The organism is Peribacillus sp. FSL K6-1552, assembly GCF_038005205.1.
Lineage (GTDB): Bacteria > Bacillota > Bacilli > Bacillales > DSM-1321 > Peribacillus > Peribacillus butanolivorans.
Genome location: NZ_JBBOST010000001.1, coordinates 3,789,329 through 3,801,522 on the forward strand (window position 1 = coordinate 3,789,329; position 12,194 = coordinate 3,801,522).

Annotated in this window: 15 protein-coding genes; all 15 read right to left on the reverse strand. The window is 37.9% G+C overall.

Annotation, left to right across the window (positions count from 1 at the left end; genetic code table 11):
- Positions 1–66 precede the first annotated feature (66 nt).
- The 15 genes from aroH to NST21_RS18200 all read right to left on the reverse strand — a co-directional run bounded on the left by aroH (position 67) and on the right by NST21_RS18200 (position 12,167).
- Complete coding sequence (gene aroH, locus NST21_RS18130; protein WP_340890541.1) at positions 67–435, reverse strand: chorismate mutase; 369 nt, start codon at positions 433–435, stop codon at positions 67–69.
- A 25-nt stretch (positions 436–460) separates the two neighbouring features.
- Positions 461–1,540: a 3-dehydroquinate synthase gene (aroB, locus tag NST21_RS18135; protein WP_056525058.1), complete on the reverse strand. Its 1,080-nt coding sequence runs from the start codon at positions 1,538–1,540 to the stop codon at positions 461–463.
- A 3-nt stretch (positions 1,541–1,543) separates the two neighbouring features.
- The gene (gene aroC, locus NST21_RS18140) at positions 1,544–2,716 is read right to left on the reverse strand and encodes a chorismate synthase (RefSeq protein ID WP_053346777.1); all 1,173 of its coding nucleotides are present in this window, start codon (positions 2,714–2,716) and stop codon (positions 1,544–1,546) included.
- A gap of 247 nt (positions 2,717–2,963) precedes the next feature.
- On the reverse strand, positions 2,964–3,737 hold the full coding sequence (locus tag NST21_RS18145; RefSeq protein WP_340890546.1) for a CheR family methyltransferase: 774 nt from the start codon (positions 3,735–3,737) through the stop codon (positions 2,964–2,966).
- Positions 3,738–3,924: 187 nt separating this feature from the next.
- Positions 3,925–4,371, reverse strand: a complete 447-nt coding sequence (gene ndk, locus NST21_RS18150; protein WP_340890548.1) for a nucleoside-diphosphate kinase — start codon at positions 4,369–4,371, stop codon at positions 3,925–3,927.
- A gap of 96 nt (positions 4,372–4,467) precedes the next feature.
- The gene (hepT, locus tag NST21_RS18155; protein WP_340890550.1) at positions 4,468–5,430 is read right to left on the reverse strand and encodes a heptaprenyl diphosphate synthase component II; all 963 of its coding nucleotides are present in this window, start codon (positions 5,428–5,430) and stop codon (positions 4,468–4,470) included.
- Between the two features lie 28 nt (positions 5,431–5,458).
- Positions 5,459–6,175 carry a demethylmenaquinone methyltransferase gene (locus NST21_RS18160; RefSeq protein WP_053346780.1) on the reverse strand — a complete coding sequence of 239 codons (717 nt, stop codon included), beginning with the start codon at positions 6,173–6,175 and terminating at the stop codon, positions 5,459–5,461.
- Between the two features lie 3 nt (positions 6,176–6,178).
- Positions 6,179–7,009, reverse strand: coding sequence for a heptaprenyl diphosphate synthase component 1 (locus NST21_RS18165; protein ID WP_340890551.1), 831 nt, complete (start codon positions 7,007–7,009; stop codon positions 6,179–6,181).
- A gap of 251 nt (positions 7,010–7,260) precedes the next feature.
- Positions 7,261–7,509, reverse strand: a complete 249-nt coding sequence (gene mtrB, locus NST21_RS18170) for a trp RNA-binding attenuation protein MtrB (protein WP_053346782.1) — start codon at positions 7,507–7,509, stop codon at positions 7,261–7,263.
- Positions 7,510–7,528: 19 nt separating this feature from the next.
- Positions 7,529–8,095: a GTP cyclohydrolase I FolE gene (gene folE / locus NST21_RS18175; protein ID WP_056525065.1), complete on the reverse strand. Its 567-nt coding sequence runs from the start codon at positions 8,093–8,095 to the stop codon at positions 7,529–7,531.
- A 323-nt stretch (positions 8,096–8,418) separates the two neighbouring features.
- Positions 8,419–8,691 (reverse strand): HU family DNA-binding protein, encoded by a 273-nt coding sequence (locus NST21_RS18180; RefSeq protein WP_034308023.1) that lies wholly within the window; start codon positions 8,689–8,691, stop codon positions 8,419–8,421.
- Between the two features lie 594 nt (positions 8,692–9,285).
- A complete protein-coding gene (gene spoIVA, locus NST21_RS18185; protein WP_056525068.1) occupies positions 9,286–10,764 on the reverse strand; it encodes a stage IV sporulation protein A in 1,479 nt (492 codons plus the stop codon).
- A gap of 230 nt (positions 10,765–10,994) precedes the next feature.
- Positions 10,995–11,717 (reverse strand): hypothetical protein, encoded by a 723-nt coding sequence (locus NST21_RS18190; RefSeq protein WP_053348123.1) that lies wholly within the window; start codon positions 11,715–11,717, stop codon positions 10,995–10,997.
- A gap of 16 nt (positions 11,718–11,733) precedes the next feature.
- Entirely contained in the window at positions 11,734–11,931 is a 198-nt protein-coding gene (locus NST21_RS18195) for a DUF2768 domain-containing protein (RefSeq protein ID WP_053346785.1), read from the reverse strand.
- Between the two features lie 44 nt (positions 11,932–11,975).
- A complete protein-coding gene (locus NST21_RS18200) occupies positions 11,976–12,167 on the reverse strand; it encodes a hypothetical protein (protein ID WP_340890553.1) in 192 nt (63 codons plus the stop codon).
- Positions 12,168–12,194 lie beyond the last annotated feature (27 nt).

Consider the following 12,194-nt stretch of genomic DNA (forward strand, 5'->3'; position numbering starts at 1 on the left):
TTTTATCACTTTAAAGTAAGAAAGTGTGAGAATAGTATATCATATTCTTTTTCCTAAAATCATATCTTATATTTTATTTGTCAAATCCGGCCGCAATATGACAGCTCCTGCTTGATAAACATGTTGTATCTCTTTTTGAGATTTTGTTGTATTTACATGAATCATTACCCGTATACAAGATGGAAGGGAGTTGCTTACTGGTATTTCTTGCATGCACGTTACTGGCACATATGTCCAACCCTCAAATTTACGTAGGGCTTTGGCTGGAAAGACAGAGCGTATCTCATCCGTTGCAGAAAAAAATACAGAGGCAACCATATCAGGATCAACCTCGTTGACCCGAATGATTTCTGCCATCAACTGCTCAACAGCAGCAATCACTTCCATTTCTGTGTCCTTCTCTACTGTTGTTGCGCCCCTTATTCCTCTTATCACACACAGTTCCCCCATTTCCTGTATTTTATTTCATTTCAATCATTTCCTCTATCAGCACAGAGTCGGCTATATCCATTAATAATGGAGACCCCAATTGTTTAAGCAAGACAAAGGTAGCACCTTCATTGATTGATTTTTTGTCTGTTTTCATTAAATTAAGTAAAGTTTCTTTTTCAAGTTGTAAAGGAATGGTTGTTTGATAACCTAAAGAAGATACCCAATTAATAAACTCGTCAAGTTTAAAATCAAGACCCTGTTCTCTACTGCTTAATTTAAGAGCATATACCATCCCGATTAATATGGATTCACCATGCGTAAAGTTTCCATATCCCATAGAGCCTTCCACAGCATGTCCAAGTGTATGACCGAAATTTAAAAAGGCACGAATCCCCATTTCTTTTTCATCTTCTTCGACAATGGACGCTTTTATGCCAATACCTTTTGTAATCATCGTTAAAAATTGCTCATCTGTTATATTATTCAAATCAACAATATTCGACTTTAACCACAGATAAAACTCTTTATCTGCTATCAAGGAATGTTTAATGACTTCAGCAAAACCCGACCGTAATTCTTGAAGTGGGAGAGTCTGCAAAAATTCAAGATCATATATGACTGCTTCTGGCTGATGAAAGGCCCCAATCATATTTTTTCCAAGAGGGTGATTGATGGCAACTTTGCCGCCCACAGCACTATCATGGGCGAGCAGAGTCGTCGGAACCTGGATAAATGGAATCCCTCTCATAAAAGTAGCCGCAACAAATCCAGCCAGATCACCGACTGCACCACCACCAAGGGCGATAATCAATGACTTGCGATTAAGTTGTTGAGATAAGCAATAGCTTTGGCATTCATAAAACACTTCAAACGTTTTAGCATGCTCTCCTTCTGGTACAACATAGTGCAGGACCGGTTTTCCCGTCTTAATCAGGGCTTTTTTCACAGTTTGTAAATGAAGTTCAGCTACTTTCTCATCGGTTATAATCAAAATCTTATTTAGTTGATTTAATTCATGTGTTATAAAATCGGGAAGCTCGTTAATCGCTTGTTTACCGATTAAAACTGGATATTGCTTGGAAGCCGTTTTTATTTGCATGGATTCCATAGTTTAAAACTCCTTTACTTCTTCCCGATAAGAGTTCATGTATTCTGCCAATTGCTCATAACGATCTGAAGGGAATTGATCAACAATCGCTGCTGCAAGTTCCCAAGCCACTACAGCCTCGGCAACAACAGCAGCAGCAGGAACTGCACAGCTATCGGAACGTTCGACACTTGCTTCAAATACTTCCTTTGTATCAATATCAACACTTTTCAACGGCTTATATAAAGTAGGAATTGGTTTCATAACTCCACGAACAATAATCGGCATTCCAGTTGTCATACCGCCTTCAAAACCGCCAAGGCGATTGGTTTTACGGTAATAACCATTTTCTTTGTCCCAAGCAATTTCATCATGAACATCACTGCCAAAACGATGGGCCGCTTCAAACCCAAGACCTATTTCTACCCCTTTAAACGCATTAATACTCATAATCGCTGCTGCAAGCTTTGCATCTAGTTTACGGTCATAATGAACATAACTTCCTACGCCCACTGGCATTCCTTCTACAATGACTTCAACGATGCCGCCAATCGAATCCCCTTTTTGTTTCGCTTCATCAATTGCATCTTTCATCTGCTGCTCTACGTTTTTATCAAAACATCTGACTGAAGATTCTTCCGTAACTTGCTGTAATTGCTGAATTGTTTCATATTGTGGTGGTTCAGCCTTTATTCCACCAATTTCCAATACGTGTGATGCCACTTCAATCCCCAATAATGACAGTAACTTTTTAGCGACAGCACCGGCAGCAACCCTTACAGTCGTTTCACGGGCTGAAGAACGTTCCAATACGTTTCTTAAATCACGATGCCCATATTTAATACCGCCGTTCAAATCTGCATGACCAGGACGAGGACGAGTAATTTTACGTTTGATCTCTTCAGCTTCTTCCTCTGAAAGTCCTTCACTTCCCATAATTTTAGTCCAATGTTTCCAGTCGTCATTCTCAACAACTAGAGCAACCGGTGACCCTAGTGTGTAGCCATGTCTGATTCCCGAAGATATAAAAGCCTGATCTTTCTCAATCTGCATTCTTCGTCCACGACCATGCCCTTTTTGCCGGCGTCCTAACTCTTCATTAATATCCTCATTCGTAATCGGCATCCCTGCCGGTAATCCCTCAATAATAGTAGTCAGCTGCGGACCATGTGATTCTCCCGCTGTTAAATATCTCATCTTCCAGCCCCCTTTTAGCACTTTAAAGTGTATATGTATCAATATACCACAATTTTATGAAATGTGGGTATATGTAAAACGTAAAAACCTTTGTTGTTTGAATTTATTCACTATTCATTTTATTTTACATGTTCTTCAACATTTTCGATATAGTTTAATCTCTCTTATCATAGACATACAGTCCCTGTTTTTTTATAGCAAGTAAAACGAAAAAGGACTGAATGCATTATCAGCCCTTGTATACTATTTACCTTTTTTTATAAAAAAATGTGTCAATCGTTTCAAACTCATATTTTCCGGGATTAAATATTTGCTCTGTACTTCCTACAAAAAACACTCCCCCACTTTTCAATGACGCACTGAATTTATCATATAAAAGACTTTTGGCATCTTCAGTGAAGTAAATTAAAACATTTCTGCATACGACTAAGTCAAATTCTTGATCAAATCGATCTGCAAGAAGATTATGTTTCTTAAATGTGACTCTTCGCTTAATTTTATCATCAACGCGATAAAAATCCTCTTCTTTTATAAAGTATTGCTTTTTTATATCAGCAGGTACTTCATTCAAGGAACGCTCAGGGTAAACTCCTAATTTCGCACGAGCTAATACATTCTCATCTAAATCCGTCGCTAGTATCTCTATCTGGCTTAAGGGAACAAGATTGGATAAAATCATTGCAATCGTGTACGGTTCTTCACCAGTTGAACAGGCTGCGCTCCATATTTTCAACCTTTTTTGGCTTTCTAATAAAGAGGGAAGAATATTTTTCTCCAATACTTCCCATCTTTTCGCGTTTCGATAAAACTCTGAAACATTAATTGTCATTCTGTCTAAAAATTCATTTAAAACGTTGGGACTTGTTTGAATGTCTTTATAATATTCACGAAATGAGTGATAACCTCTTTTTTCATAAAGAGAAGTGAGGCGCCGTTTCATTTGTCCTTCCTTATAAAATGACAAATCAATGCCTGTCAACATTTTGATTTTTCGAATAAACTCTTCATATTCTTGAGGCATACCTACGACTCCCTTTGTTTTAAGTAGTTCTTCTCTTTATATATCGGAGAGGGCTGAAAATTCTTAAAAAAACAGTTTTTACGACCAGTGACAGTTACAATTGTCAAGGATTATAATAAAAAAAAAAAGCAGGTACTATCGCATAAGGGCGACAGAACCCGCTTTTTTAAAATTTATTAACTAACTATTAATAAACCCACTCGTTAACAAGTTTAGAATATTCAACAAGTTCATCTTCTTTGAAGAATAAACCGATTTCACGAACAGCACTTTCAGCTGAATCTGATCCGTGAATGATGTTTTTGCCTACAGTTACTGCAAAATCTCCACGAATTGTAGCTGCTGCTGCATCTTTAGGATTAGTAGCACCCATCATTTGACGTGCTGTTGCGATTACATTTTCACCTTCCCAAACCATTGCGAAGACAGGACCTGAAGTGATGAAGTCCACTAATTCGCCAAAGAAAGGACGTTCTTTGTGCTCACCATAATGTTGCTCAGCTAGTTCTTGAGAGATAACCATTAATTTTGCTCCTGCTAGAAGGAAGCCTTTCTTTTCAAAGCGGGAAACGATTTCACCGATTAAATTACGTTGAACGCCGTCAGGCTTTACCATTAAAAATGTTCTTTCCATAATTGTCACTCCTAATATGTATCATTGTTATTTGCCTATATAAGGCAATCCTTTTAGAATATTACCATTGTTTGATGAGTTTCGCAACTCCAAGTCCTAAAACTTTCTTTTTCCGATATTTTTCGCTATATCAGATAATGTTTTCCTTGCCTTAATAGCAGGAAGACCTTTCAACTCGGAAAAAGCTTTTTCTAAATACATGTCACTGATTCTAGCAGCTTGCTCAATAGCGCCTGAAGATTTGATAGCATTGATTATATGGGCCATTTCGTCTTTAGACGTATCTTCCCGAACTGTTTCGATAAGCCTTTTCAACTTTGGATCTTCCATCGCAATCAATACTGGTAAAGTAATGTTTCCTTGAATCAAATCGCTTCCAGCCGGTTTCCCAAGTTCCTCTTCCGAAGCCGTAAAATCCAAGATATCATCAGTAATTTGATATGACATCCCGACATAATAACCAAATTTAAATAGCTTTTGATGAATTTTCTCATCGACACCCGCTGAAATAGCTCCCAACTGGCAGCTAGAAGCAATGAGTAATGCTGTCTTTCGTTTAATTCTTCGGAAATAAATCCGCCAATTTTGATTGAAATTGTATTTATCTTTAATTTGCTCGATTTCTCCAAGGCATAGTTCAACCATAGTATCCGCGAGAATTTGATGCGCAAGCGGCGACTCAATTACTGCCATCATTTCTAGTGCCCGTGCAAAAATGAAGTCGCCTGTATACATGGCGACACGATTATCCCATTTTGATTTTATAGTTGCAGATCCCCTGCGTAAGTCCGCATCATCAACAACATCATCGTGTACGAGAGAAGCAGTATGGATTAGTTCCAATGTTGCTGCAACATGCTTTACGACATGAATATCATAATCGCCAAACTTCGCACCCAAAAGGACGAATACCGGACGAATTCGTTTTCCGCCGGATTGCAGTAAATGCAGTGAAGCTTCCCTTAAAACAGTGGAGTCTGCTTCAATTGCGGCTTCTAGTTCTTTTTCTATTAATTGCAAATCTGTATTCAAAAAGGAATACATCATTTTAAATTTCATACATTTCACCCAGCTTTGTCCATTGCTATTATGCTTTATTTGAAGGCTTATACCCGAAATGTGTTGCTGCAACACCACCAAAATGGGCCTTGTAACTGACATTTTCCATTCCTGCCTGTTTGAACATACTTTCAAGCTTTTTCATGCCCGGGAAATCGCGCGCCGATTCCTGCAGCCATGAATATTCGTTATAGCTTTTAGCGAATAGTTTGCCAAACACGGGCATTATGAAACGGAAATAAAAGTAATAGCCCTGTTTAAATCCAAGCATTGTTGGCTGTGAGGTATCGAGGCAAACAACCATTCCACCCGGCTTAACAACACGGTTTAACTCTTTGAGTACTTGCATGTAATCAGGAACATTCCGCAGCCCGAAACCGATTGTGACATAATCAAAGCTATTATCCTCAAAAGGAAGTTCCATTGCATTCCCATGCATTAGAGAAACTTGATCTAACTTGAGTTCATTCACCTTTTGTTCGCCGATTTTCAGCATATTTTTACTAAAATCCAGACCAACAACCTTTCCTTCAGGTCCTACTTCATTAGCAAGGGCAATGGTCCAGTCCGCTGTTCCACAGCATACATCAAGTGCATGGGCGCCTTTTGGGACTTTCATTATAGCCATTGTAGCCTTCCGCCATTTAAGATGCTGCTTAAAGCTGATGAGGGAATTCATCTTGTCATAATTACCGTAAATCTTTTCAAAAACATGATGAACTTTTTGCTCTTTAGACTGCTCCATGACTCACCCTTCTTTCACGTAAGAAATTGCTTCACTCTCTGTTTGTTTCAAGATTACGTTTACTCTTTGAAGTAAATCGTCATTCTTAGTTACTAGCTTCTGCATCGAAAGCTTTACGGATTGCCTGGCATCCCTCAGACACTTGTCAAATTGAGTCCGTATCTGTGCTTCCTTTTCTGAAGTTAGAACATCATTACTATTCGAATCATCAAAAGATATGTCTCTTAAGACATCAAAAACTACCGATTGGCCTGACTTTAGATAGTTTCTCATCTCAGTATGCAGCCGATTCAAAAGAAGCAGGTCTTCTGAAATGTCAATCCAGGCAGGTTGATTATAATAATCAGCCAATTTATTAATCAGCGAAGCCTCGATCGCTTTAATTGTCGTTATAAGCGTTGGAACATCCTTAATGGACCGTTGTTGATAAAGAATGATTTTATGATCATTTATTTTTTTTATGGCGCTTGATAGTATACGAATCATTTCAACATTACCAACACCGGCAAGCCCTTGATAGTATAAGCCACTATAATAATCACCAGCAAGTACTTGTAATTGACGATTTTTCAATTCCTCAGGCAACTCTATTCCTTCGCCCGAATTTGACACTATTTCATGGGTATCAAGAGCTATTTGCACTAGCATAGTTGAAATAATGTATTGATTCCGTTCTTCGCTTAAAACGTCCAAATCGTTAAACAATCCCCAAAGCAATAACAGTTTATCGTCGTCTAAGCTTGGCTTTTGAATATATTTCAATAAATATGGATGTTGAGCTTTGGTTTCTATTAATTGTTTTAATTGCCTTAAGTCGTTCGTTATGTTTAACAATTGAGATCACCCTTGCATCCCCGAAAGATAATTTTTTTTCATACATATTGGTTTCTGTCTGTGTAAAATACACATTATTATACCATAAAAACAATCAGATGAAATGGACAACGTTTATAAAATGAAACTTCCATAAATAAGGAAACCACCGTCTTATGTTCATTCAAAAAAATGGATGCGGGAAATTTACAGCTTGTTAAAACGCGATATCAGGTGATTGATTTAAAACATAACCAATTAGGGACAAGATTTTACTTGTCAGAAGGATTCTTTTTCGAATCACTTTCAACCTCACCGAATGGAGTATAAATCTTTGCATGTCCTCTGATTTTAATCGCAGAAGTGTGCTCTGTGAATTGTGCGATCATCACTTCCCCTGAATCGAGTTTTTCAGAGTGATGAAACTTAGTATCCGTTCCTCTAGTTAAACCGATGACATTTACACTATCCTCAATAGCTTTAATTACCACAAAATCATTCAAGATCTTTTTTTCATTCATTTTATAACCCCCTATATCCTTAGTCTTTAATGAATGCCAGTACTTCAGCTCTTGTACGATGATCCTTAGCAAAAGTTCCTCTCACAGCTGAAGTCACTGTTTTAGACCCGGGTTTTTTGACACCTCTCATTGTCATACACATATGTTCAGCCTCTACTACGACCATGACACCATGAGGTTCAAGCTTTTCCATTATGGAGTCCGCTACTGTTGAGGTGATGCGCTCTTGAAGTTGTGGACGCTTTGAAACCGCCTCTACAGCTCGGGCTAACTTACTTAAGCCGGTAACTTTCCCGTTTTTCGGGATATATGCTACATGAGCTTTTCCGTAAAAAGGCACTAAATGATGTTCACAGACTGAGTAAAACGGGATATCTTTTACAAGGACAAGTTCCTCATGGTCTTCTCCAAAAACAGTATCAAAATATTCTTTTGGATCCTGAGTAAGTCCGGAAAAAATTTCTTCATACATTCTTGCTACACGGCTAGGGGTATCAAGCAGTCCTTCTCTAGTAGGGTCTTCCCCAACAGCCTCAAGAAGCATTTTCACCGCTTCTTCAATTTTGGCATGGTCAACATTAGCCATTTAAACTTACCTCCTAAAAATAAATAAAATAGTATGTATTCAGAAAAAAATGCATGGTGTTTCACCCTGACATTCATATTTCCTATTTTTAAAGCAACCTAAGCCTAACTGAAATGTATTAGCTTAAAGCGACCTCTAAACTTAGTTTTGTCGTGATTGATTTTTTCATAATGATATATCCTTTTGAATAAATTTATCAAAATCAACTTTTCTAAAATATTCACTGTCTTTTATATTATCACAGATAGAAATTAAGAAGCAAAAAAAGGGCCGCGTTTGCACGCGGCCCTTTTCCGGTTAAGCACCCGTATGTAATGGTAGAGTTACTTCACTGCATCTTTAAGTGCTTTACCAGGTTTGAAAGCTGGCACTTTGCTAGCTGCAATTTCGATTTCGTCACCAGTTTGTGGGTTACGACCTTTACGAGCCGCACGTTCACGTACTTCAAAGTTACCGAAACCAATTAATTGGACTTTATCACCGTTTTTTAGAGCTTCTAAGATTGTATCAAAAACAGCATCAACAGCTTTTGTAGCGTCTTTCTTAGAAATTTCAGTTGCTGTAACAACTTCATTAATCAATTCTGTTTTGTTCATGCCATTCACCTCCTCCCAAAAGGATCTTTATAAAAAATCATTATTACAACACTATAATAGTGATTTGATATTAGTTTCGGTCAAAAATTTTCATTCCCTGATAATCAGGGTTTACCAAGCTGAAATAATTTCCCAAAAAATGCACCTAGAAATTTTAAAATAGGTTGAAATCGCTGATATAACGCGTTTTCTGTATGTAGATTATCACAAATCCTATTAGCTTAGCAAGGGAATTCAAAAAATAATGGGAATCTTTTCATAAATAATTGTATATATTATAAATTTTGTCTTTCGCTATACATCATTTCCCTTTTTTATAGAAATTAAACTTGTTATATTACTGAAAATCCCATAACCATAGGCTTTTAGCGATTATACTGAAAAAACAACCAGATTTTCAAGAAAGAAACTCCCTTCAAGAGAAATTTTTCTTAGAATATAATAGTTTCCACTCTTACTTTGGCAACAAAGAAGCCGGTACGCCCTAATGTAAAGCCAAAAACGTATCATCCATTTTTTTATTTTTAGTAAATTCTAGACTCACATGTAAAAAGACCAATCCGATGAAGGAGTTGGTCCAGCTTTTAACCTTTTTTATAATATGATAGCAATCAATCCCCCACTGCCCTCATTAATAATCCTTTCCAGCGTCTCCTTCAATTTGTAACGAGCATTATCCGGCATCATCGCTAATTTCACCTGAATGCCTTCTCTTACGTAAGAACTTAGGCTTCGGCCAAAAATATCAGAATTCCAAATGGATAGTGGATTGTCTTCGAAATCTTGCATTAAATATCGAACCAATTCTTCACTTTGCTTTTCCGTTCCAATGATTGGTGAAAACTCCGATTCAACATCGACCTTAATCATATGGATTGAAGGAGCCACAGCTTTGAGCCTGACCCCGAACCTGGCTCCTTGACGGATAATTTCCGGCTCATCTAGACTCATATCATTAAGAGAAGGGGCTGCAACGCCATAACCCGTTTGTTTAACCATTTTTAATGCATCCGCAACCTGGTCATATTCGGCCTTGGCATATGCAAAGTCCTGCATCAGAGATAAAAGATGATCCTTCCCCCGTATCTCCACACCGACAATTTCTTTTAAAATTTCATCATAGAGTTCATCCGGTGCGTAAAGGTCGATTTCAGCCACGCCCTGACCCATCTCAATACCTGCAAGAGCGGCACGGTCGATAAACTCGAATTCATTGAAATGACCGACTACACGGTCTACATCTCTTAGGCGTTTAATGTCCTTCACGGTCTCTTTTACAGCTTCCTGATAGCTTTCTCTTAACCAATGATCCTCCCGCAGAACCATTACCCAGCTCGGAAGATTCACATTGACTTCAAGTACCGGAAATTCATATAGGGCCTCACGCAGGACGCTGTATACATCTGATTCCCGCATTCCTTCAACGCTCATGGCCAATACAGGTATATCATACTTTTCCTGTAAAGATTCCTTTAGTGCGACTGTATTTGGGTGATGGGGCTGAACGGAATTGACAATCATAATAAATGGCTTGCCAACCTCCTTCAATTCTTCAACAACCCTCTCCTCCGCCTCTAAATAATCACTGCGTGGAATTTCTCCGATTGATCCATCCGTAGTAACGACTACGCCTAAAGTGGAATGATCCTGGATTACTTTTCGTGTGCCGATTTCAGCTGCTTCATTGAACGGAATCGGCTCCTCGTACCATGGAGTATGAATCATACGGGGACCATTTTCGTCTTCATACCCTTTAGCCCCAGGTATTGTATAACCCACACAATCGACTAAACGAATGTTCACTTCAAGCCCTTCCGCAACCTGAATCGACGCTGCCTGATTCGGTACGAATTTAGGTTCTGTCGTCATGATCGTTTTTCCAGCAGCACTTTGAGGTAATTCATCCTGTGCCCTGGCACGGTCAGCTTCTGACGGTATATTCGGAATAACAACAAGCTCCATGAATTTCTTAATAAATGTGGATTTCCCTGTTCTGACGGCACCGACTACACCTAAATAAATGTCGCCACCGGTCCGCTCAGCTATATCTTTGAAAATATCTACCTTTTCCAAGGTATCCCCTCCCGAATTAGAGTTTTGGGATTTCGTTTATCCATTTACTTTATTTAGGACACTATATATCTATGATGTTGTCCTAAAAATTTATTCCAATTATTTCCCTGGTTTAATCCCTTCCTCCACCAGAAATTTTATATAAGGGTTGTTATTTTAAAAGTAAGATGAAATAAAAATAAAGAAATAACCCTTCCCCTACAATATATTTTGTAGAAGAAGGGTTATGACTATTTTGAAAGAAATTTTGGATTATTTGTTTTTTTATCAATTGTATATGGCAGTGAATAGGCCGGAACAAACTCAGAATTTTGTACAAGGAGTTCACGAATATCATCACCAGGATTAATATCTCCGTCATGCCCCTGCAATACGTCATATAAATCAGGGGTATAGTCAACAAAAATATTGCCGCCACCGTCAACCACGAAATATAAGTCTTTTTGTGAAAATGGACTCGTGACCGTAGGGGCTTCCTTTAGACCCATCTTTTCATAATCAAGAGTAAAGACATTATCCGCTAACCTTTCCTTAAATGGGGGGTAACCGTTGCTTTGCTGATAAGCTTTCAATCTCAAGGAAATATCCTGAATTTTCTGAGCCATCCGGACATCCAACAGTTTTACAGTCGGATCATCTTCAACATTAACAAGGACATATTGAAAAACTCCACCTGATTCATAGGCATTGTCAGGCGGTTCTGCCATATACTTGGGTGAAATCTTAGAAAACTTAATCACGTATTTTTGGTAAATTGGTGTTTCAGCCTCTTTTGTAACAATTGGCAAAATGCCGCCTTCATCTTTCTGAAATTGATCAACTGCGCTTTGGACAGATTGTATTTGCTCTTTATAAGGCAGTTGATTTTGCATTTTTTGCTTCTGAGGATACAAACACCCAGTCAATAATCCCGAGATGCATAATAAACATAATATTTTGAAAAAATTTTTCATCATTTCTCCTCACCTATCAAGTGGTTGGCCCGCTAAGAACAACGATAAGGATGATCAAGCCGGCAAGAATCATAAGTATGTATGCAATAATTGCTGTTAAGCCTTTAAAAAAACCTTTTAATTTATAGCGGCTTAAGTAAATAAGAAATATAGAGATAACCATAAAGCCCATAGCTATAAAGGATATCCACATTTTTTGCAGAGCAGGTGTCATATCATTATCACTCCTTTTTCCAGAAATTATTATAACATACCAAATTACGTTAAAGGAATTAAATCATTGTCCAAACTGTGTAAAAAATTGCTTGTCACAATCATTTGATAAATAATAATTTTCAATTTCACTACCCCTAGCCTTACATATAGTCCGATAAAAGACTTCCACTTCTTGCAAATTACCCGAATAAATAAATGTAAAACACTCCCATTCTCTTCCTTTAATTCAACCAAAAAAGCAGCCCCTCGGCTGCTTTTTTG

Bases quoted from the DNA above. Each gene is read 5' to 3' on its own strand.
- aroB (WP_056525058.1), bottom strand. From the start codon at position 1,540: ATGGAATCCATGCAAATAAAAACGGCTTCCAAGCAATATCCAGTTTTA.
- aroC (WP_053346777.1), bottom strand. From the start codon at position 2,716: ATGAGATATTTAACAGCGGGAGAATCACATGGTCCGCAGCTGACTACT.
- NST21_RS18145 (WP_340890546.1), bottom strand. From the start codon at position 3,737: ATGCCTCAAGAATATGAAGAGTTTATTCGAAAAATCAAAATGTTGACA.
- ndk (WP_340890548.1), bottom strand. From the start codon at position 4,371: ATGGAAAGAACATTTTTAATGGTAAAGCCTGACGGCGTTCAACGTAAT.
- hepT (WP_340890550.1), bottom strand. From the start codon at position 5,430: ATGAAATTTAAAATGATGTATTCCTTTTTGAATACAGATTTGCAATTA.
- NST21_RS18160 (WP_053346780.1), bottom strand. From the start codon at position 6,175: ATGGAGCAGTCTAAAGAGCAAAAAGTTCATCATGTTTTTGAAAAGATT.
- mtrB (WP_053346782.1), bottom strand. From the start codon at position 7,509: ATGAATGAAAAAAAGATCTTGAATGATTTTGTGGTAATTAAAGCTATT.
- folE (WP_056525065.1), bottom strand. From the start codon at position 8,095: ATGGCTAATGTTGACCATGCCAAAATTGAAGAAGCGGTGAAAATGCTT.
- NST21_RS18180 (WP_034308023.1), bottom strand. From the start codon at position 8,691: ATGAACAAAACAGAATTGATTAATGAAGTTGTTACAGCAACTGAAATT.
- NST21_RS18190 (WP_053348123.1), bottom strand. From the start codon at position 11,717: ATGAAAAATTTTTTCAAAATATTATGTTTATTATGCATCTCGGGATTA.
- NST21_RS18195 (WP_053346785.1), bottom strand. From the start codon at position 11,931: ATGACACCTGCTCTGCAAAAAATGTGGATATCCTTTATAGCTATGGGC.